The 21,048-nt window shown below is 67.2% G+C and carries 19 protein-coding genes and 1 pseudogene; 11 read left to right on the forward strand and 9 right to left on the reverse strand.

Going from position 1 to position 21,048, the window contains the following annotated elements; all coding sequences use genetic code 11:
* The coding region (locus CCR87_RS09440) for an NAD(P)H-hydrate dehydratase (protein WP_274609768.1) at positions 1-290 on the forward strand (290 nt) is incomplete at its 5' end.
* Between the two features lie 21 nt (positions 291-311).
* Here the strand turns inward: CCR87_RS09440 and pip are convergent.
* Positions 312-1,301, reverse strand: coding sequence for a prolyl aminopeptidase (gene pip, locus CCR87_RS09445; protein ID WP_201157279.1), 990 nt, complete (start codon positions 1,299-1,301; stop codon positions 312-314).
* Positions 1,302-1,370: 69 nt separating this feature from the next.
* Here pip and ubiG point away from each other — a divergent pair, with 69 nt between their 5' ends.
* The 5 genes from ubiG to ettA all read left to right on the forward strand — a co-directional run bounded on the left by ubiG (position 1,371) and on the right by ettA (position 7,000).
* The gene (gene ubiG, locus CCR87_RS09450; RefSeq protein ID WP_201157280.1) at positions 1,371-2,150 is read left to right on the forward strand and encodes a bifunctional 2-polyprenyl-6-hydroxyphenol methylase/3-demethylubiquinol 3-O-methyltransferase UbiG; all 780 of its coding nucleotides are present in this window, start codon (positions 1,371-1,373) and stop codon (positions 2,148-2,150) included.
* An 83-nt stretch (positions 2,151-2,233) separates the two neighbouring features.
* Positions 2,234-3,397 (forward strand): MalY/PatB family protein, encoded by a 1,164-nt coding sequence (locus CCR87_RS09455; protein ID WP_201157281.1) that lies wholly within the window; start codon positions 2,234-2,236, stop codon positions 3,395-3,397.
* A 75-nt stretch (positions 3,398-3,472) separates the two neighbouring features.
* A complete protein-coding gene (locus CCR87_RS09460) occupies positions 3,473-3,775 on the forward strand; it encodes an FtsB family cell division protein (RefSeq protein WP_201157282.1) in 303 nt (100 codons plus the stop codon).
* Between the two features lie 248 nt (positions 3,776-4,023).
* Positions 4,024-5,253 carry a glycosyltransferase 87 family protein gene (locus CCR87_RS09465; RefSeq protein WP_201157283.1) on the forward strand — a complete coding sequence of 410 codons (1,230 nt, stop codon included), beginning with the start codon at positions 4,024-4,026 and terminating at the stop codon, positions 5,251-5,253.
* A gap of 91 nt (positions 5,254-5,344) precedes the next feature.
* A complete protein-coding gene (ettA, locus tag CCR87_RS09470; RefSeq protein WP_201157284.1) occupies positions 5,345-7,000 on the forward strand; it encodes an energy-dependent translational throttle protein EttA in 1,656 nt (551 codons plus the stop codon).
* Positions 7,001-7,149: 149 nt separating this feature from the next.
* Here ettA and CCR87_RS09475 read toward each other — a convergent pair whose 3' ends face one another.
* Positions 7,150-8,436 (reverse strand): IS5 family transposase, encoded by a 1,287-nt coding sequence (locus CCR87_RS09475; protein ID WP_201157285.1) that lies wholly within the window; start codon positions 8,434-8,436, stop codon positions 7,150-7,152.
* A gap of 134 nt (positions 8,437-8,570) precedes the next feature.
* On the opposite strand from CCR87_RS09475, the gene CCR87_RS09480 reads away from it, so the two are divergent.
* Together CCR87_RS09480 and CCR87_RS09485 are read left to right on the forward strand one after the other, a co-directional pair.
* Positions 8,571-8,777, forward strand: coding sequence for a hypothetical protein (locus CCR87_RS09480; RefSeq protein ID WP_201157286.1), 207 nt, complete (start codon positions 8,571-8,573; stop codon positions 8,775-8,777).
* Positions 8,778-8,906: 129 nt separating this feature from the next.
* The gene (locus CCR87_RS09485; protein WP_201157287.1) at positions 8,907-9,155 is read left to right on the forward strand and encodes a hypothetical protein; all 249 of its coding nucleotides are present in this window, start codon (positions 8,907-8,909) and stop codon (positions 9,153-9,155) included.
* A gap of 145 nt (positions 9,156-9,300) precedes the next feature.
* On the opposite strand, the gene CCR87_RS09490 is transcribed toward CCR87_RS09485, so the two are convergent.
* Both CCR87_RS09490 and CCR87_RS09495 read right to left on the reverse strand, forming a co-directional pair.
* The gene (locus tag CCR87_RS09490) at positions 9,301-10,761 is read right to left on the reverse strand and encodes a GntP family permease (protein WP_207186609.1); all 1,461 of its coding nucleotides are present in this window, start codon (positions 10,759-10,761) and stop codon (positions 9,301-9,303) included.
* Between the two features lie 3 nt (positions 10,762-10,764).
* The gene (locus tag CCR87_RS09495; protein WP_201157288.1) at positions 10,765-11,811 is read right to left on the reverse strand and encodes a patatin-like phospholipase family protein; all 1,047 of its coding nucleotides are present in this window, start codon (positions 11,809-11,811) and stop codon (positions 10,765-10,767) included.
* Positions 11,812-12,289: 478 nt separating this feature from the next.
* On the opposite strand from CCR87_RS09495, the gene CCR87_RS09500 reads away from it, so the two are divergent.
* On the forward strand, positions 12,290-13,297 hold the full coding sequence (locus CCR87_RS09500; protein ID WP_201157289.1) for a Rha family transcriptional regulator: 1,008 nt from the start codon (positions 12,290-12,292) through the stop codon (positions 13,295-13,297).
* Positions 13,298-13,805: 508 nt separating this feature from the next.
* Here the strand turns inward: CCR87_RS09500 and CCR87_RS09505 are convergent.
* The 5 genes from CCR87_RS09505 to CCR87_RS17735 all read right to left on the reverse strand — a co-directional run bounded on the left by CCR87_RS09505 (position 13,806) and on the right by CCR87_RS17735 (position 18,697).
* On the reverse strand, positions 13,806-15,002 hold the full coding sequence (locus CCR87_RS09505; protein ID WP_201157290.1) for a M20/M25/M40 family metallo-hydrolase: 1,197 nt from the start codon (positions 15,000-15,002) through the stop codon (positions 13,806-13,808).
* An 84-nt stretch (positions 15,003-15,086) separates the two neighbouring features.
* Positions 15,087-16,346 carry a peptidase T gene (gene pepT, locus CCR87_RS09510; RefSeq protein WP_201157291.1) on the reverse strand — a complete coding sequence of 420 codons (1,260 nt, stop codon included), beginning with the start codon at positions 16,344-16,346 and terminating at the stop codon, positions 15,087-15,089.
* A 37-nt stretch (positions 16,347-16,383) separates the two neighbouring features.
* Positions 16,384-16,968 carry a porin gene (locus CCR87_RS09515; RefSeq protein WP_476748500.1) on the reverse strand — a complete coding sequence of 195 codons (585 nt, stop codon included), beginning with the start codon at positions 16,966-16,968 and terminating at the stop codon, positions 16,384-16,386.
* The gene (locus CCR87_RS09520) at positions 16,857-17,507 is read right to left on the reverse strand and encodes a hypothetical protein (RefSeq protein ID WP_201157293.1); all 651 of its coding nucleotides are present in this window, start codon (positions 17,505-17,507) and stop codon (positions 16,857-16,859) included. The genes CCR87_RS09515 and CCR87_RS09520 overlap by 112 nt, the downstream gene beginning before the upstream one ends.
* 923 nt (positions 17,508-18,430) lie before the next feature.
* Positions 18,431-18,697 carry an SEC-C metal-binding domain-containing protein gene (locus CCR87_RS17735; protein ID WP_201157296.1) on the reverse strand — a complete coding sequence of 89 codons (267 nt, stop codon included), beginning with the start codon at positions 18,695-18,697 and terminating at the stop codon, positions 18,431-18,433.
* 175 nt (positions 18,698-18,872) lie between these two features.
* Here CCR87_RS17735 and CCR87_RS09530 point away from each other — a divergent pair, with 175 nt between their 5' ends.
* Both CCR87_RS09530 and CCR87_RS09535 read left to right on the forward strand, forming a co-directional pair.
* Positions 18,873-19,901, forward strand: coding sequence for an IS110 family RNA-guided transposase (locus tag CCR87_RS09530; RefSeq protein WP_201157294.1), 1,029 nt, complete (start codon positions 18,873-18,875; stop codon positions 19,899-19,901).
* A 315-nt stretch (positions 19,902-20,216) separates the two neighbouring features.
* Positions 20,217-20,945, forward strand: a pseudogene (locus CCR87_RS09535) (IS5 family transposase); the annotation flags it as partial.
* Positions 20,946-21,048 lie beyond the last annotated feature (103 nt).

Genomic DNA, 21,048 nt, shown 5'->3' on the forward strand with positions numbered 1-21,048 from the left:
ACCCCGGCGGGGCGGTGTTCGTGCACCCCGCCACGCAGGCGCGCGCGGCGCCGTGGCTGGCGACGGCCGGGGCGGGCGATGTGCTGGCGGGGCTGATCGCGGGGCTGCTGGCGCGCGGCTGGCCGCCCGCGCAGGCCGCCGCAACCGCCGCCTGGCTGCATGTGGAGGCCGCCCTCCACATCGGCCCCGGCCTGATCGCCGAGGACCTGCCGGACGCCATCCCGGCGGTGTTCCGCGCGTTGGGCCTGGCCCCCGGCGCCGCCCCCCACCGCGTGGGCCCGCGCATCTGACGCGGCCCCCGGAACCGGGGCCTACAGCTCCAGCGCGCGCGCGCCGTCGCGCAGGGCGTCGGTGATGCGCACCAGCTCGGCGGTGATGCCCGGCTCCGACAGCGCATGACCCGCCAGCGGCACGAGGCGCAGATCGGCGCGCTGCCATGCCTCGGACAGCCGCCACGCCGCCTCGGGCGGGCAGATCATGTCATAGCGCCCCTGCACGATGTGGCCCGGGATGTCGCGCAGCCGACCCACATCCGCGAGGATCTGGCCGTCGGCCTCCAGGAACCCCGCGTTGATGAAGTAATGATTCTCCAGTCGGGCGAACGCGCGGGCATACTCTCCCGGTCCCTCGCCGCCCATGCCGCGCTGGTCGATCGCCGCAAGCGCGTTTTCCCATGCGGCCCAGGCGCGGGCGTGGCGGGTCTCCATCGCGGGGTCACCGGAGAACAGCCGCCGGTGATAGGCCGCGATGAGGTCGCCATGCTCGTCCGCCGGAATCGGATCGGTGAACCGCGCCCAGAGGTCGGGAAAGAACCGCCCCGCCCCACCGCCATAGAACCACGCAAGCTCGGCCTGGGTCATCAGGAACACCCCGCGCAGCACCAGCGCCGCGGCCCGGTCGGGATGGGCCTGGGCATAGATCAGCGCCAGCGTCGCCCCCCAGCTGCCGCCGAACACCACCCAGCGCGCGATTCCCAGCGCGGTGCGGATCCGCTCGATGTCGGCGACCAGATGCCAGGTGGTGTTGTCCTGCACGCTGGCATGCGGGCGGGACCGGCCGCAGCCGCGCTGGTCGAACAGCACGATGCGATAGCTGCGCGGATCGAAATACCGCCGCATCGCGGGCGAACAGCCCCCCCCGGGTCCACCGTGCAGCACCACCACGGGAATTCCCTGCGGGTTGCCGCACTGCTCGACATAGATGCGGTGCCCGTCGCCAGTGTCCATCATGCGCTGGTCGAATGGCTCGACCGGCGGGTAAAGATGCGCACTCGCGCGCTTCTGGTCTGCGACCTTGTCCATGGTTACCCTATATATGTCTCGACGCCGGGCTGCCACGGGCAGGCGTCACGAAATTTCAAAGAGGACGACATGCCCACAGATGCGACCGACCGGGTCCGCGACGCCGCCCGGCCCCACACCGCCCCCGATCCCGCCGAAATCGCCAAGTTCGAGGCGATCGCGGCCGAGTGGTGGGACCCCCAGGGCAAGTTCAAGCCGCTGCACATGCTCAACCCCTGCCGGCTGGACTACATCACCGCCCAGATCACGGGCGAGTTCGACCGCGACCCCACCCGCCCGCGCCCGCTGGCGGGGCTGCGGCTGCTGGACATCGGCTGCGGCGGGGGATTGCTGTCGGAACCGATGGCACGGCTGGGGGCCGATGTGGTCGGCGCCGATCCGGCCGCGCGCAACATCCCCGTGGCGCGCCTGCATGCGCAGCAGCAGGGGCTGGAGATCGACTACCGCGTGACCACCGCCGAGGATCTGGCGGCGGCGGGCGAACGCTTCGACGTCGTGCTGTGCATGGAGGTGATCGAGCATGTGCCCGACCCGGCCGTGTTCCTTGCGGCGTGCCGTGATCTGTTGCGCCCGGGGGGGTTGATGATCGTCTCCACCGTGAACCGCACCGCGCGCAGCTATGCCATGGCGATCCTGGGCGCCGAGGTGGTGATGCGCTGGCTGCCGCGCGGCACCCACGACTGGCGCCGCTTCGTGACCCCTGAGGAGCTGTCGGCGCTGCTGCGCGGCGCGGGGCTGGAGCCGGTGGACCGCAAGGGCATGGTGTTCGATCCGCTGGGCTGGCGCTGGTCGCTGTCGGACACCGACCTGGGCGTCAACTACGCCGCCGCCGCGATCCGCCCCGCCTGAGGCCCGCCGACCGGTGCCCCCCCGACTGGTGCCCGCCGTCAGGGCGGGTAAGAAGGGGGGCGCACAGCAAGCGAGGGATGGGCATGGACTTCGACACCGAGATCGACCGCCGCGGCACCCACTGCATGAAGTGGGACATGATGCAGGCCAAATACGGGGTGTCGCCCGATGACGGCATCCCGATGTGGGTGGCCGACATGGACTTCCGCGCCCCCGAGTGCGTGCAACAGGCCCTGCGCGGGGCGGTCGATCACGGCGTCTATGGCTATTTCGGCGATGACAGCGCGTATCTGGAGGCGATCGGCTGGTGGATGCGCACGCGCCATGGCTGGACGGTGGACCCGGCGGCGGTGTTCACCACCCACGGGCTGGTGAACGGCACGGCGATGTGCATCCACACCTGGACGCAGCCCGGCGACGGGGTGGTGGTGTTCACGCCCGTGTACCACGCCTTCGCCCGCGTCATCCGCGCCGCGGGCCGCGCGGTGATCGAGGTGCCGCTGGTGGTCGAGGACGGCGTCCACCGCGTCGACCTGTCCGCGCCGCTGCCCGACAACGCCCGGATGCTGCTGTTCTGCTCGCCCCACAACCCCGGCGGCCGGGTCTGGAGCGTCGAGGAACAGCGCGCGGTAGCCGAGTATGCCCGCGCCCACGACCTGATCCTGGTGTCGGACGAGATCCACCACGACCTTGTGATGCCCGGCCACACCCATGTGCCGATGCCGGTGGCCGCCCCCGAGGTGGCGGACCGGCTGGTGATGATGACCGCGGCCACCAAGACCTTCAACATGGCCGGGGCGCATGTGGGCAACGTGATCGTGCCGGATCCCGCACTGCGCCGGGACTTTGCCGGCAGCATGGACGCGCTCGGCATCTCGCCCAACAGCTTCGGGATGCACATGGTCACCGCGGCCTATTCGCCCGAGGGGGCGGCGTGGGTGGATGCGATGGTGGCCTATGTCGACGGCAACCGGCGGCTGTTCGACGAAGGCATCGCGGCGATCCCGGGGCTGCGGTCGATGCCGCTGGAGGCGACGTACCTCGCCTGGGTCGATTTCTCGGGCACCGGCATGGCGGCCGAGGAATTCACCGCCCGGGTCGAGCGTGACGCCCGCATCGCCGCCAACCACGGCGGCACCTTCGGCACCGGCGGCGCGGAGTGGCTGCGCTTCAACCTTGCCACCCCGCGCGCCCGCGTGGCCGAGGCGGTGACGCGGCTGCAGCGCGCCTTTGGCGACCTGCAGTAACCCTCGGGGCGGTTGGGGATTCCCCCGCCGCCCGCGCTGTGGCATGCTCGCGCGGCGAAATCTCGGGAGGTGCCGATGCGGTCCGATGATGCGCGCCCGACCCTCGGCGCGGCGATCTATCTGAGTGCGGCCTTTGCGGTGGCGGGGTATTTCACCTTTGCCGCCGTGCAGGGCAACCATGGCCTGTTCCAGCGCATCGAGACCGAGGCCGAGATCGCCGAGCTGACCCGCACCCGCGACCGGCTGGCCGCCGAACTGGCGGAGATGGAGAATCGCACCCGGCGGATGTCCGACGATTACCTCGACCTCGACCTGCTGGACCAACAGGCGCGCGACATCCTAGGCTGGATGCGCCCGGACGAGGTGGTGGTGCGCTGAGGGGTTATGGATGGTAGAGGGCATTCGGTGAAATGCCTACCAGCGTGGAATCAACCGAAGCATCCGAAATTCAGAACGGAAACAACAGATGCTTCAGCGGCCACGAATTACGTCTTGGCCACCCTTGACAACAGAACAGCTCCCAAGCTCATCGACAAGAATAACCTGCAAGAAATGAGTAAACTTTTCCCGCCTGCGAATGCCAGGCGGCAGAAACCTTTCTCGGAAAACACAAGGAGACTTCAGTTTTGAAAGAACATCCCAACGAGCTTCGCTCCACTCGGCTTTCTGAAAACCTACTCCGAGGCCGGACAAGCCTAGCAGCAGTAGCGATCATACTCTCCTTGTCAACAATCTACCTCATTGCAAAGGCTGTCGGAAGCAGCGGCCTGGATTTTCGTCTGATTTGGCTGGCCGGAGTTGTCTGGTCCGAAGGTGCGTCGCCATACGGAGAGGCATATGGGCTGCAGTACATTGCGGAGTGGGGCCCTGGACCTATTACCCATTTCTGGGTCTATCCACCGTGGTGGTGGCCGATTTCCAATCTTAGCGCATTGACGGAGTTCAGCACGGCAACACTTTCCTGGGCAATTACTGGTGCGGGCATCTCACTGGTTTCGTGTTTGATTATTGTTCTCAATTTAGGCCAAGATCGCCACTACGCATTCTTGGCGGGAGGCACAGCCACCGCTCTGGTGTGCGTATCTCAACCCCTGATCTGGGGAATTTCAATCGGCCAAACATCCTTTTTGCTTCTGGGCGGTATCGCGCTTCTCATTCACGCAGAGGTGCGGGGGTCCACATTCGCTCGAATCTCTGGACTTGTGTTGCTAATGCTCAAACCAAGCGTCGGAGTTTTCTTTCTCCTGTTTTATCTGATGATCCCCGAAGGCCGCAGGTCAGTGACCGGCGCCCTGGCCGCACTTGTCGTTATGACGTTGCCATCGCTGCTATTTCTGGGATTTTCCGATGTCTGGGGTATGGCGGAGGCGCTGCAACGTTACGGTGCGCCGGAGATGATCTTCAATTCTTTCGCGAACAGTACAGGTCTGGTGCAACTTGCATCACTGCTCGGTGTTGAAGCATCCGGCGCCCTGCGCACCGGGATAAAGATGGTGGCCGCCGGAGCGGCCTTGGGGCTGGGCCTTATCGCAACTCGGCGTCGTGACCCCGTTGGCTGTCTCGCCGCCCTCTGCTGCCTTCTAATGATTTTATTGCCGCTCCACAGCTACGACGCTGTTCTCATCGTGCCAGCCGTCATGTACGCGGTTTTCCGCCTTCGGCCCGGCATTCCCTTCCTGATCGCCGCACTACTGCTGGTCCGGCCGTTAAACATTGCGGGTTGGACAGGTCTCGTCAATCCATCCAGCAAAGTCTTTATCGACAGCGCGCTTATCTTCTTCGCCTCTGCCTTGTTATCTGCAATGTTTCTCGTCATGTTGCAACGCAAATGGTCGCTGGCGGAGCGCACCTTGTGAAGGATCCGAGGACGCGTTGCCCTCGCTCCTTGCAACCGCTAGAGGGGCACTGACCCGGAAGGGTAAATCACACAGACACGGAGCCGCACGCATGCCAAGCTACCAGTACGTCTATCACATGGACGGCGTGTCCAAGACCTACCCCGGCGGCAAGAAGTGCTTCGAGAACATCCGCCTGTCGTTCCTGCCCGGCGTCAAGATCGGCGTCGTCGGTGCCAACGGCGCGGGCAAGTCCACGCTGATGCGCATCATGGCCGGCCAGGACAAGGACTTCACCGGCGAGGCCTGGGCGGCCAAGGGCGCCCGCGTCGGCTACCTGCCGCAGGAGCCCGAGCTCGACCCCGCGCTGGACGTGCGCGGCAACGTGATGCTGGGCGTGGCCGAAAAGCAGGCCAAGCTGGAGCGCTACAACGAACTGGCGATGAACTACTCCGACGAGACCGCCGAGGAGATGGCCACCCTCCAGGACCAGATCGACGCGGAGAACCTGTGGGACCTCGACAGCCAGATCGACGTCGCGCTGGAGGCGCTGCGCTGCCCGCCCGACGAGGCCGACGTCACCAAGCTCTCGGGCGGCGAGAAACGCCGCGTCGCGCTGTGCCGGCTGCTGCTGGAGGCGCCCGACATGCTGCTGCTGGACGAACCCACCAACCACCTGGACGCCGAAACGATCGCGTGGTTGCAGCAGCACCTGATCGACTACAAGGGCACGATCCTGATCGTCACCCACGACCGCTATTTCCTCGACAGCATCACCGGCTGGATCCTGGAACTCGACCGCGGCCGGGGCATCCCCTACGAGGGCAACTATTCCTCGTGGCTGGAACAGAAGGCCAAGCGCCTGGCGCAGGAAGCCCGCGAGGACAAGGCCCGCACGAAAACGCTGGAGCGCGAGCTGGAATGGATCCGCGCCGGCGCCAAGGCCCGGCAGGCGAAATCCAAGGCCCGCATCCAGGCCTATGAGGAACTGGCCAGCCACACCGAGCGCGAAAAGATCGGCCGCGCGCAGATCATCATCCCCAACGGCCCGCGCCTGGGCGGCAAGGTCGTGGACGTGGACGGCCTGCGCAAGGGCTACGGCAACACGCTGCTGATCGAGGACCTGACCTTCGCCCTGCCCCCCGGCGGCATCGTCGGCGTGATCGGCCCCAACGGCGCGGGGAAATCCACGCTGTTCCGGATGCTGACGGGCCAGGAGAAACCCGACGCGGGCGAGATCACCTTCGGCGACACCGTGAAGCTGGCGTATGTCGACCAGTCGCGCGACAACCTCGATGGCGCCAAGACGGTGTGGGAGGAAATCTCGGACGGCCTCGACGTGATCACGCTGGGCGATGCGGAGATGAATTCGCGCGCCTATGTCGGGGCGTTCAATTTCAAGGGCGGCGACCAGCAGAAGAAGGTGGGTCTGCTGTCCGGGGGGGAGCGCAACCGCGTGCACCTGGCGAAACTGCTGCGCTCGGGCGGGAACGTGCTGCTGCTGGACGAGCCGACCAACGATCTCGACGTCGAAACCCTGCGGGCGCTGGAGGACGCACTGGAGGATTTCGCCGGCTGCGCGGTCATCATTTCGCACGACCGCTTCTTCCTCGACCGCCTGTGTACCCACATCCTGGCGTTCGAGGGCGACGCTCATGTGGAGTGGTTCGAGGGCAACTTCGAGGCCTACGAGGCCGACAAGATCCGGCGGCTTGGGCCGGAGTCGGTGCAGCCTAAGCGGGTGAAGTACAAGAAGTTCTCCCGGTAAATGGAAAACGCATGGAGATGGCTGAATGAGAACGCAGGTGCCTTAGCAGGTCGCTGAAATAGTCGGGCGGCTGGACGGATTTCCCTGTCCATCGCTGTTGGATCTGGCCGCCTCGGGGCGGTCACGGGCCCTCGGCCGCGTCTTCAGCCTCAGGCGGCGAGGAGTTTCGGCAACCTGGCGAGGTTGCAGGCGGTCATGGTGAAGGTGAAGCGGGCGGCGACGCGGTCGAGGCCGCGGTGGAGGGTCTGGGCCATGCCGCCGACGGTCTTGCCCCAGCCGAAGGGCTCTTCGATCTTCTTTCGGTGCTTCTGGGAGAGGGCGTAGCCGGGGTGGCGGGTTGTTCTGCCATCGATGGCGGAGTGTCGGGCCTTCTGCGCGACATGCGGGGTGACGTAGGCCTGACGCAGGTCGGCGACGAAATCGGCGCTGTCGTAGCCCTTGTCGGCACCCAGCGTGAGGCGGCGGGTGGAGCCGGGGGAATGGCGGTGGATCATGTCGAGTGCCGCGCGGCGTTCGGCGTGGCCGTCGGCCCGGGTCAACTCGGCCTGGACGATGAAGCCGTTGCGGTTCTCCATCAGCGTATGGCCCATGTAGCACAGCATGGCGCCGGTCCCCGTTCGTCGGGCAAAGGCCCCACTGGGGCCTTTGCTGACCCTCCTCACCTTGCGGAACAGCCGCGCATCGGGATCGGTGGTCGAGGCATGGGTGGCGTTGGAGCGCCTCTGGCCGCGGAAGTCGACTTCGGCGTTGCGGTGGCGGCGGCTGGGGCTGGGCATCGGGGTGGTCTCGGGGTCAGGCTGGGCAGGGGCGGTCTCGGGGGTGGTGTCCTGATCGGTGTCCTGGGGTGCGTTCGTCGGCGGATGGGACCCTGTGCCCGCCGCGACCTCCCCGTCCGGCCCGGTGCCGGGAGGGTCGGCCGGCGGCTCGTCGTCAGACGGCGCGCTTTCCGCCCTCGGCTGGAAACTCTTCATCGACGCCCAGGCCTTGATCAGCGTGCCATCGACCGAGAAATGCTCGTCCGACAGCAGCGGCGCGACCTCGCGGTGCGCCAGGATCGCGGCCATGACCTTGCGCGCCATGGCGGTGGTCAGCAGCCGGTCGCGGTTCTTGGTGAAAACGGTGGGGACCCAGACCGGATCGTCAATCCCCAGGCCCACGAACCAGCGGAACATCAGGTTGTAATCCATCTGCTCCATCAACTGCCGCTCGGAGCGCACCGAGAACAGGATCTGCAACAGGCTCGCCCGGATCAGCCGCTCCGGCGGGATCGAGGGGCGCCCGACGACGGCATAGAGGCCCTCGAACTCACCATCCAGCCCGACCAGCGCGTCGTTCACGACCCGCCGGATCTGCCGAAGCGGATGGCGCGCCGGGATCCGAGCCTCCATGTCGACATAGCTGAACAGCGACCCGCTCGTCTCGTCCGCGCCCCGCATCCACACCCCTCCGGAAACCGCCCGAGGGGTGAATCATGTCCCTCAACCGCCGTCCAGAGCAGGGTTCTTCAGCGGCCTGCTAGGGCATCTCGGTGGCCGACCAGCCGAACCTCTCGACCACCCGCTGGCGCGTTGTGGCCGACCACAAGGACCGCCGTTATCACGTCGAGTCGGTGATCTCGCCCAGCGTCTTCTGGGTGGACCTCGACACTCTCGACTTCTCGGAAGGTGCCGAGGTGTTGAAGCTCGACCTCGGGCTGGACATGGAGCGCGTGCTGTCGGGCGATGTCTCCGCCGCCTTCGAGCCGGCCGCGCCCTTTGCCTTCCAGCCCGCCGACTGATCCCGCCGCCCCGCCGGCACGCGCCGATCGGGAGGGCTGTCATCGGCCCCCACACCGACTGGACCCGCACCATGCGCGGGGCGCGCGCGGCGGCATGAAGGATGGGTCTGCTACCACACCGAGATATGGGTGTTCGATCTGGGCGGGCACGGGATCGGGCTGGTCGGCTGCGCCGTAGGCGCCTCCTTCGCCGCGCTGGTGGCCCAAGGGATGTTCGCCTTCGGCTGCGATCTCCCGATCAGCATCGCCTCGTCGGGACAGATCACGCCGCAGGGCTTTCCGACGCGGTTCACGGAGTGGACGTTGACGGCCGCGGGGCCGGCTGGATCCGGCTTCTGCCAGCGGCTGTTCACGCTGGCCGACGAGAACGGTCTCTGACATGCCATTCCGCCCCATCGCCCGCACCCACTCGTGCGACTGACCCAGGCCATCTCGCCCGGCCAGTGGACCGCCGCCCGAGAATTTCCGCTCCACAAGCGCCACACCCCATAACGGTGAAGGCCGCTGACGGGCGCAGTCGCGCTCAGAACGACCCGAACACCGTCCCCAGCCCGATCACCACGATCAACGCCAGCAGCGCGCTGACCACGCCGGTCATGACGATGTCGAGGTAGCTCTCGCGGTGGGTGCAGCCGCAGACCGCGAGCATCGTCACCACCGCCCCGTTGTGCGGCAGCATGTCCAGCGTGCCCGAGGCGATCACCGTGACGCGATGCATCAACGAGGGATCGAGCCCGGTCACGGCGGCGATCTCCATGAAGGTGCCGCCCAGCGCCTGCAACGCGATCATCATCCCCCCCGAGGCCGAGCCGGTCAGGGCCGCAAGGATCGTCGTGGCCGTGGCCAGCGACACTAGCGGGCCGCCGCCGATGCCCAGCACCCACTCGCGCACCGCCTCGAACGCCGGCAATGCCGCCACCACCGCGCCGAAGCCCACGAGGCTTGCCACGCTGAGCACCGGCAGCACCGCGGCCGTGGCGCCCGCGTCCACGCTGTCGCGCAGCGCCGGGAAACGGTGGATGTTGGTCCCCACCAGCACCAGAATCGCCACCAGAAGCGCGGTTGCCACCGACCACACGCCACCCACGCCCGACAGCCCGGTCCCGCCCCATTGCGGCTCGGCCAGGAAGTCGAAGTCGAGCGCGGGCAGGATGAACTGCGACATCGCCAGGTTCACCGCCACCACCAGCACCAGCGGCAGCAGCGCCAGAGCCACCGGCGGCCGGCCCGGGCTGCGCTGGCCGCGCTCCATCTCGGCCGGGTCGAACTCGCGCGCGGTGCTCGCCAGCTCGCGCAGGGCCACCTCGTCGGTGGGCGGCTGGTCATCGCCGCCGAAGCCCTCGCCCGCCGCGCGCGCCCGGGCCACCCGCAGCGTCAGCCACCACAGCCCGAAGCCCAGCATCACCGCGGACGCGACGATCCCCAGCCCCGGCGCCGCAAAGGGCGTCGTGCCGAAGAACGGCATCGGAATCGCGTTCTGGATCGCCGGCGTGCCCGGCAACGCCGACATCGTGAAGGTGGTCGTCCCCAGTGCCACTGCCGCCGGCAACAGCCGCCGCGGGATCGCAGCGGCCCGGAACAGCGCAAGCCCCATGGGCGCGATCACGAAGAAGGCCACGAACAGGCTGACGCCGCCATAGGTCACCATCGCCCCCGCCAGCACCACCGCCAGCACCGCGCGCTGCGGCCCAAGGCTGCGGGTCATCCAGTCGGCGATGCTGTCCACCGAGCCGGAATCGTCCATCAGCTTGCCGAACAGCGCGCCCAGCAGGAACAGCGGAAAGAACTGCGCCACGAACCCCGCGGCCGAGGGCATGAAGGTCTGCGTCCAGTGCGCCAGCAACGGCTCGCCCGAAAACGCCGCCGCCACCATCGCCGCCAGCGGTGCCAGAAGCAGGATCGTCCAGCCCCGGAACGCCAGAACCATCAGCACCGTCAGCGCCGCAAGGATGCCCAGCAGCCCGATCGTAAGGGGGGTTAGCATGGCTCAAGTCCCCTCGAGCAGGCTGTCGATGTCGAAGGTCGAGCGCACGCCCACGTCATTGATGTGCGCCCGGCCGAACTCGATGGCGGCGGTGCGTCCGGCCTCGAACAGCATCTGCAGGAACGGCCATTCGGCGTTCAGCTTGGACGAATGGCCCAGCGTCACCATCAGGTCCGAGGTAATCCGGTGCAGCCGCATCTCGGCCAGCGCCTTCGCCTCCGGGTGACCGGGGTCGGCCACGCGGCGCATCATCGCCATCATACGCAGCTCCTTCAGCAGCGGCGCGTTGAAGGAGATCTCGTTGAGGCGGCTCGCGATCTCGCGCGCGGTGCGGGGCGTCTCGGGGCGGACCACGGGGTTGATCTGGATGAGGAATGTGTCGTTGCTCTCGCACTCCCGCACCAGCGGCGTCATCGTCGGGTTGCCGAAATAGCCGCCGTCCCAGTAGGGGATGCCGTCGATCTCCACCGCCTGGAACATTGACGGCAGGCAGGCCGAGGCCAGCAGTGCGTCCACCGTCACCTCGTCGCGGCGGAACACCCGGCCCTGCCCGGTGTGGACATTGGTGGCGGTGACGAACAGCTTCACAGGGCCCGTGGCCAGACGCTCGAAGTCGATCAGCTCGCACAGCAGGTCCCGCAGCGGGTTGCCGGCAAATCCCCCAAGGGAATAGGGCGAGATCAGCCGCGCCATCAGGTCCATGGTGATGAATGCGGGCGCGTTGTCCAGCGACCAGCTCCCCGTCAGCCGCTCCAGCGGGCCACGCTGGAACGGGCTGAAGCGCGCCGCCTCCGAGGTCTTGCGCCAGAAGGCCGTGAGCAGCTCGCGCGCCGTGCTGCGGTCGCCCGTGGCCAACCCCATCGCCAGCACCGCCCCGTTCATCGCTCCGGCCGAGGTGCCCGAGATCCCCTCGATCTCCAGCCAGTCCTCCTCGAGGATGCGGTCCAGTACGCCCCAGGTGAAGGCGCCATGCGCTCCCCCGCCCTGCAGCGCGAGGTCGATCAGCAGCCGGCCGTCGCGGCTGCGGTGCGGCTCGGGGGATGTCGCCATGCCTGCCTCCGGAATCGCTGCACCGCAGCATTTCGACGTGAGCGTGCACACCGCATGCCGCCCGAGTCAACCCTGAGCGCAGAGTGACCACCCGCGCGTCGCCTTGAGGACGCCGCGCCCGATCCGATGCGGCTGCACGCAAAGGGCCAAGCTCCCAGCCCCCGTATCGCCCTCGACCCTCTCGCGCGACTCCAGAAGCCCCCGCAACTCTCCCGCACCCATGGTGCAGGCGTGCGCCGCATGCATGCGTCCGTCGAGTACGTCACCGGCTCCCATTGGGCTGGGGCACGGTTTCCTGAGACAGCCCGGAGCGCCATTCCCTTGATGAAGAGCAATGGAGCGTGAACGGCAAGAACACGGGGTGCTTGGGCGCGACGGAGGCCAAGCCTCGTCGGCGCGCACTCATCACGCAGGCGACGGCGGGGCCGGATGCGGCGACTGCGCTGCCGCACCTGCATCAGTCGGCTTTCCGCCCTCCATGTCGGTGATGCTGCAGCGGCGAAGGATCATCGAGTGGATGCTCGAACGTCCGCAAGGTCCCGCAGAGCTGACAGCCGTCACTCTTGGCGGCACTTTGTGTCAGGTGCAGAACACGGCGGGTGGGACGCGTTTCCACAAGCTGTGGAAGCGTGAAGCGCGCCATCGGAATCCTGGCCGATGCGTCAAGCGCATCGATGAGCGGGGCTTGATTGTCCAACCGCCAACGGCGGTCGAACAAGACTTCGACACGATGGGCTGCGCGCGCGCCACATCTGTCTATCACCTCGGCCAGCGCGACACCTACATCGTGATCGCGCAGCTCTCGCCTGAGTTCACCGCCCGCGTGGTGGACCGATGGCAGGAACTGGAGGCGCAGGCCATAACCATGTCCTCGCGCGAGATCGCGGAACTGGTGGAGAAGCGGCACGATAGCGTGAAGCGCACCGTCGAGCGGCTGGTCGAGCGGGGCGTGATCGAAGTCCTACCAGTGGTGGAAGATCAAATCGAGACCTCGCACGGCCGGAAGCACACCGCGACCACCTACCACCTCGGCCAGCGCGACACCTACATCGTGGTCGCGCAACTCTCGCCCGAGTTCACCGCCCGTGTGGTGGACCGCTGGCAGGAGTTGGAGGGGCATGCCCCGCCCCACCCCGTGGCGATGCTCAACGACCCCGACATGGTGCCCTTGATCGCGGAGCAGGTCTTGGCCGAGCGTAAGATGCGCGCAGGAATCGCCAGGCAGGCGCGCAGCGCCTCGCACAGCGGCGAACACGGCGCCTGGCAGGGAAGGGAAGGGCGGGCGGTGAAGTCCCCGGCTGCGCGGGTCGCTACGGCCCTGGCGAGACGCCGGGGTGATCTTCTCCCAGTGGGGGACGACGATGCCCTCAGACTTGGGGGTTATCCAGATTTGGATGCACCCCTGACCTGTCCAAGGTCGGTCTGGCCGACCCTGCGCGAGTGTGCACCACCTGAAAGGAGGTTCCGTCATGGGGGACCGCTGTGAGCCCATCGGCGACATTCAGGCAGGCCACGGCATTGAAGACGCCTTCGCAGGTGCGGCATTGTGGTCGACCCAAAGCGGACCTTCGCCCTTGGTGTAAGGAGAACCATTCTCGCCCTTCAGCGGCGCTCGGCTGCCAGTTCTGCCGTCTGAACAAAGAGATTGGCAAAGGGACGGGCTTGGCATAACCGCACGGGCGCGAGGCCGGATGGCGCGCCTCGATCCCGCATTGCCGAACTGCGCCCCCCGCGTGGTTCGCCCGCGCCCGCTCCCAATTCCTGTGGGTGCTGCACGGGAGGTGAAACCCGTCTCCAGCTTGTGGCCATGGCAGGGCCGCTTCGGCTGTCTGCCTGGTTTCGCGACGCGGCCGGGTGGTCGAGGGGGCCTTCGCCTCGACGATGTGCCGGCAGCGCCCCCCGGGCAGTCACACGGCGCGGCTCGCAATCCCGGCAGCGCGCTGCTCAGGGCGCTGCCGCAGGTGCGCTGCGCCGTGTCCGGGCCGCGTCGACTCTCAGAGCGTGGCCAGTTCGATGGCCAGTCGGCACCCCTGCGCAAACTCGGGCAGGTGGACGTACTCCTTGATCGTGTGGATCTCGTACTGGCCTGCGCCGATGGTGACGGTGGGCACGCCATGCTTGTCCAACCAGTTGGCATCCAGCCCGCCGTTGGAAAAGACGAACGTCGGCTCCAGCCCGATCGCCTGCACGGCCTTCACGGCGTGGCTGACGGCCGGGCTGCCCTTGTCGAGGTTGAAGGGCGGGTAAGCCTTTGCGTTGGAGAACGCGATCTCCGCCATGCCGCCTTCGCTGTCGGTCACTTGGGAGCGGGCGGCCTCGAAAGCGGCGCGGATGCCGGCGGTGATGCTGGCGGTGAACGCCTCGCTGGGGCTGCGCGCCTCTCCCCTGAGCCAGGCATAGTCGGTGACGACGTTCGTGGCATCGCCCGCCGCCGCCCCGTTGCGCCCGCCGAAGATGCCGACGTTGCTGGTGCCGTGCCCCTCGGGACGTTCGACCTTGCCGAACCAGCCCGTCGCGCGCGTCTCGGCAAGACCCAGCGCGCCCACCAGGGTGGCCGAGATACCCTTTTCCGGCGCCACGCCGGCATGCGAGGCCTTGCCGGTGATCTCGACTTCCCAGTTCTCCTGGCCGACCGCGCCGATGATGAGCTCCGACGCAAGCCGTCCGTCGACATTGAAGCACATCGCCGCCCCCGAAAGATCCTTAGGATCCAGTTCGCGCGCGCCATGCAGCCCGCTTTCCTCGCGCACCGTGAACAGAAGGGTGATCGGCGGATGCGGCAGGTCGTGCTTCAACAGCGTTTCAACCAGCGCCACAAGCAGGGCGCAGCCGGTGCGATTGTCGCCGCCCAGTGCGGTCGTGCCATCGCCGACGACCCGGTCGCCCTCGCGCCGGGGTTTGGCGCCGGCGCAAAGCGGCACTGTGTCGAGATGGGTCGAGAACAGCAGCCTGGGCCCGGGCCGGGTGCCGGGCAGGTCGACGATCAGGTTTCCGGTCTGGGTGGGCAGCGGAATGCGCGCGGCAACATCGTCGAAGCGGATGGCGTCGGCCGGCACGCCCAGGGCGATCAGATCGTCACGGATCGCCTCGGCGATCTGCCTTTCCTCGCCCGTCACGCCTTCGATGGCGAGGTAGCGCAGCAGATAGTCTTCGGCCGAGGCGACGTCGAGGTGGCGGCTTGCGTTGCTCATGGGGTGTTCCTTCAGTCGTTGGGTGGCGGTGCAGGCGGGATGGAGAAGCGGCGGATCGCACCGCGATGCCGCGCAGGGAAGGAGCTATGTCGCCATCTGCTCCCGCTTGGCCACGCGCTCCACGAGCCTCAGGCAGACTTTGGTCGCGGCCGCCATGTCCTGGACGCTGACCCATTCCAGCGGCCCGTGAATCGCCTGCATGCCGGTGAACAGGTTCGGTGTCGGCACGCCGAGTTCGGTGAGGCGCGACCCGTCGGTGCCGCCACGGATCGGCACCTCGACGGGTTCGAGGCCGAGGTCTCGATACGCCGCCCGGGCCAGTTCGACCGGCCCGGGGTTGTCCTCGAGCCAGTAGCGCATGTTGCGATATTGCGTCGTGATCTCGCAGGTGATCGACGCCCGCGGCTCGGTCGCGGCCACGGCGTCGCAGACCCGTCGCAGCATGTCGCCCTGCGCGGCCAGCCCGTCGAGCTCGAAATCGCGCAGGATGATCCGCACCTCGGCCCGGGCCGCGGTGCCGTTGAGGGTGTGGACATGCAGGAAACCCTCGCGCCCCTCCGTTACTTCTGGGGTCTGGGTTGCGTGGGGCAACGTCTGCACGATCTTTGCCGCCAGATGAAGCGCGTTGACCAGCTTGCCCTTCGCCCAGCCGGGATGAATCGACACGCCGGTGACGGTGACGACGGCCTGATCCGCCGAGAAGCTCTCGGCCTCGATGTCGCCCGGGCTGGCGCCGTCGAAGGTATAGGCGAAGTCCGCGCCGAGGTCGGCCGGCAGCCTTGGGTCAACGCCCCGCCCGATCTCCTCGTCCGGGGTGAAGGCGATGCGGATACGGCCATGGGGGATGCCTGGGTTCGACAGAAGGTGCCGCGCCGCGGTCATGATGATGGCGACGCCCGCCTTGTCGTCGGCGCCCAGCAGCGTCGTGCCGCTGGCAGTGATGATGTCATGGCCGATCTTGCCGGCGAGCGGCGGTGAAACCTCGGGAGACAGGACCAGTGACGGGGCGTCGGCAAAGGTGATGGCGCCGCCGTCGTAGTTGCGATGGACGACCGGCTTGACGCCGCTTGCATGGAAGCCCGGCGCGGTATCGACATGGGCGACCAGGCCCACCACCGGCACGTCTTCGTCGACGGTGGCCGGGATCGTCGCCAGCACCGTGCCGTAATCGGTCAGGACGACATCCGCGGCGCCGATTGCCCGCAGTTCCTCGACGAGCAGCCGCTGGAGATCCAGTTGCGAAGCGGTGCTTGGCTGCGTCGGCGAGTCCGCGTCGCTCTGGGTGTCGACCGCCGCATAACGGACCAGCCGCTCTTCGAGTTCCATCTCCAGGTCTGCTGCCATCTGTTTCGATCCTTCCCAGGTCACATACGTTGAAGCTTCAGAAGAACCAGCGCGCACCCAGCAGGACGCCGTTGGCGTTCTGATAGCGCGTCGGGGTCCGGTCGCTGCAGATGAAGCGCCGCCAGTCGGTATAGACGTCCAGCGACAGGGCGTCGAAGCTCTGCACGGCATAGAGGCCGTAACTCTTGGTCCGCGAGCCGTCGGTGACGAAGTCGCAGCCGCGGAACCAGTCGACCGAGAGCGAGGTGGTGTCGACGTCGAAAAGGTCGGTCCGCCAGCCGGCCCGGATGTAGACCTGCTTCGGCCCGTCGATGCGCGAACTGGCCCCCAGCGACAGGTTCAGCCCGGTGGGGTTGTGAAACAGCGACGCCGCGGCGACGACGCGGCGTTCGTTCGGGGCGTCGGGGTCGTGGTCCCAGCCATAGCTGGCGGCGGTCTGGACCGAGACGTCGCCGAAGTCGCCGTTCCAGCGGACGGCGATGTCGTGGAAGCGGCGCTTGTCGGCCGAGTTCAGCACCTCGCGGCCGTAGGAGGTGGAGAAGACGAAGCCCGCGTAGCTGGGCGTGTCGCAGCGGATGCGGAACCGCCGGTTGCCGCCGAAGGTGTCGTTGACCGCGCCGATGGGATGTCGGTGAGCGCACCGGTGCTGTCGCGGAACCGGAACGAGCTGAACCCGTCCGAGGAAACGGCGGCGCCGGCGTGGAAGGTGAAGGAGTCGTCGAGGCTCGCCGTGCCGTCCGAAGCGGTGCTGCCCTGCCCGGCGGACAACGAGCCATGGCGCGTGTCCCAGGCCACTTCGACCCAGCGCAGCGACGTGCGTTGCCAGTTGATCCAGTCGGGTCGGCGTGCCTCCTGCGAGATCCGCGCACTGCTGCGCAGCCCGAGGCCGGTCTCGAAGCGGAAGCCGAGGCGCGAGTTCCAGTTGCCGTTGTCGACAAGGCCGCTCGTGGTTCCCACCCCGTCGTCGAAGGACTGGAAGGCCGGGTTGAACTGGCCGTAGAAGACCACTTCGCCGCCGCTGGCGTTGGTGAAGGTCATCCGCGGGGTGTATGCCTTGGACTCGATCACCTCTTCGGCCTCGGGCGTCTCGGCGGAAACGGCCGATCCCCCGCCTGTCCCGACCATCAAGGCCAGAGCCAGCACCATCACATTCTTGCGCATCCCGTCCTTCTCCCGTGAAGCCGCGCCTTCAGGTTCACCGCAGGCGCCGTCGGGGCGCCGCGGTCACGGCGCCGACCCTAGTCCCACTGCACGCTCCGCGGAAACGCAGCATCCGCCCCGGGCCACCCCCAGAAGATCGCCGACCCTGTTCCGGTCAGCGGCATGATGCCGCGCGGAAACTGACCAAAGAAACCTCCCCCGACATTTCCGGCGCCTCGGATGCTGCCGCGCAGACCCCTCAGGACGGAAACCTGACAGGGTTTGCATTGGGAGTCTGTCGGTGTCTTGACATTCGTACCGCCGGAAAACCCGATCGCAAAACTGGAAATGCCGGAGAGAATGCCTGACGGCACGAAGATGTTCCGAAAACGTGCCGCGGTCACACGGACCATTCGGGGCAGCTCGCTCCGTTGCTCGGCGCGCAGGACATCGGTTGCATCCTGCTCCGTTCAGGCCTGCCCCGCGGCCGTCCGCGGCGGACCGGTCGGAGGCGATGCGGCATTTCGGGATCATCCTGCGTCGTGGTCGCGGACGGTTCACTTCAGCTTGACGATCCCGGAGAAGCCGGCGAAGGCCAGCAGGCTATGTGGAGTAATGCAGCCAACCGAGATGGTGGGACGTAAGCTTTCGCAACCCGGGCCGACTGCATGAACCGTGCGGTTTCGGCGAATGGCTGCTTCAGCCCGACGTCACTACCATGCTGCCGTACCCGCATCGGTCGGCTTTCCGCCCTCCAGGTCGATCATGCTGCGACCGCGAAGGGGCGTCGTGTGGAGGCTCGAACGTCCGCAAGGTCCCGCAAAGCCGACGATCGCGAGAAGCTGGTGACCGGGGCCCTGAGTGTTGTTGCCAATCTGGCCCCTGCACTGCAGCATGACCCGGTCGAATAAGGACAGAGTGGGGCCAAGAAGGGCAGAAGAAGCTCAGTGCCGACCGCAGCACTGCTTGTACTTTCGTCCTGACCCACAGGAGCAGCGATCGTTTCGTCCCGGCCGGGCTCCCGCCCTGAAGGGCATCGTGGAAAGGTTCGCGGGTTCCGGGCGGAAGAGCTCGGGGCGTGACTGACGGAGGATCGTGGCTATGCAGTTCGGGATCTGGTCGGGGGCTTCGATGTCGATGGCGTCGATTTCCTCCTCCGAAAGCTTGCTGTGACCCGTGTAAATCTCCTGAAGGACCATCAGGAACAACATCGTTGTCCGGGTCTCCTTGTCGGCCCGGTCGAACAGGCGCTCCCAGGCGTCTGTCAATCAGCATTGAACCGGGACCCCGTATAGGCGTCCAAAAGGGGCTCTGATGATGTGACCGCCCCCCGACGGCATCGATGTGCCAAGGTGGGTTTGCGAAGATCCACAGAGGGGAGCGGTCATGTCGGAGATTATCACGGTCGGGCTCGACCTGGCGAAGAATGTGTTCCAGGCGCACGGCGCCGACGCCTCGGGGCGGGCGGTGCTGCGCAAGAAGCTGAGACGGGATCAGGTACTGGATTTCTTTGGCCGCCTGGCGCCGTGCGTGGTGGCGATGGAAGCCTGCGGCGGCGCCCACTTCTGGGGTCGCGAGATCGGCAAGCTGGGTCATGAGGTGCGGCTGATCCCGCCCGCTTATGTCAAGCCATTCGTGAAGCGCCAGAAGAATGACGCGGCCGATGCCGAGGCTATCTGCGAAGCAGCCCAGCGTCCGACGATGCGGTTCGTGCCCGTGAAGAGCGAGGAGACGCAGGGAGCGGCAATGGCGTTCCGGGTCCGCGAGCTGCTGATCCGGCAGCGAACCCGGGCGATCAATGCGTTGCGCGGCCACCTCGGCGAGTTCGGCCAGATCGTGCCGCAGGGGGCAGCCAACGCCGCGCGATTGATCGCCATCGTCGAGGACCCTGAGAGCGGGCTGCCCGCCGATGCGATCGCCACGTTGAAGGTGCTGGTCGGGGCGCTCACCCATCTGGAGACGGAGATCGGGAAGCTCGATGCCGAGATCGCCCGCCGGGCCAAGGAGAACGAGGTGGCGCGCCGGCTGATGACCGTGCCCGGCATCGGCCCCCTGATCGCCACGGCCATCGCGGTCCTGGCCCCGCCGCCCGAGACCTTCCGCAAGGCGCGCGACTTCGCCGCGTGGCTGGGCCTGACGCCCCGCCAGCATTCCACCGGCGGCAAGCAGCGTCTCGGGGCCACGACGAAGATGGGCGAGCGGTCGCTGCGACGGCTGCTGATCATTGGCGCGAACAGCGTCATCATCAAACGGCATGTCCATGCCGCGGCCCAGCCGGGCACTTGGCTGGGCGGGATGCTGACGCGCAAGCCGCCGATGCTGGTGCGGGTGGCGCTGGCGAACAAGATGGCGCGGATCGTCTGGGCCCTGATGGCCCGGGGCGGCGTCTACCAGTCTCCGGCATCGGCGGCGTAAGCCGTCACTGGTCGCGAGGACGTCGGAGCGGAAGAGGGCAAGGAGAGGTTTGGCGCAACGGTCGTGAGACGGGATCGGGACACCCAGGGTGCAACAGAGTGCCATCGAGCACGCGGCTTTGATCTGGACCCGACCTGCGGACACCATACGGGCCCGCGGCATGGAGATGGCCGCAACGGAGGCCGGACACATGTCAGCACCCGACGACGCGCCAGAGCCCGCTCCAACAACCCTCTTGCGCATGGGGCGGTTACACATGTTGTACAAATGGTCTGAGGGGATTCAGTCTGTGACTCCAGCGTGGTAGCTAGGGTTATGAGCAGACCGACGTCGCCCGCCTACAAGACCCGGAACTGGCCGAGCTACAACGAAGCGCTCAAGCGCCGCGGCTCGCTGACGATCTGGTTCGACCCCGCCATGACCTGGCAGGCTGCGCCCACGGGGAAGCGAGGAAGGCAGCCCGACTACAGCGACGCCGCTATCCAGACCTGTCTGACGATGAAGGTGCTGTTCGGCATGGCGCTCAGGCAGACGACCGGGTTCGTGGAGAGCCTCTTGCGCCTGATCGGCCTGAACTGGGCTGTGCCCGACTTCAGCACGCTGTCGCGGCGGCAGAAGACCCTGAAGGTGAACATTCCCTACCGCGGCTCGGACGGCCCGCTGCACCTGCTGGTCGACAGCACCGGGATCAAGGTCGAGGGCGAAGGGTGAGGAGGATCAGGAAACGGTCCGGTGGACCGTTTTCCCGACGAACGGAACGCCCGCAAGCATGGTGGCCGCAAACGGCGCGTCTGGCGCAAGATCCACATCGGAATTGACGAGAAAACACTGGAGATCCGTGCGGCCGAGTTCACCACCAGCGACGTGGGCGACGCGCCCATGCTGCCCGCGCTGCTCGATCAGATCCCTCCCGAGCAGGAGATCGCCAGCGTCACCGCCGACGGCGCATTCGACACCCGCAGGTGCCATGATGCCATTGCCGCGCGTGGCGCCGCAGCGCTCGCCATTGTGCTCGAACCGTGTATGGATGGCGCCTTGGCAAGAGCTTTGTTTGGTCGTCTGGCACTTGGTCGGTCGCGGCCATGTATACGGCGTCTCGTTTGCGGCATGAGGTGCCGCGCGCCCTGATGAAGTCCGCTGGATGGAC

It is taken from the genome of Rhodobaculum claviforme, from assembly GCF_016653255.1.
GTDB lineage: Bacteria > Pseudomonadota > Alphaproteobacteria > Rhodobacterales > Rhodobacteraceae > Rhodobaculum > Rhodobaculum claviforme.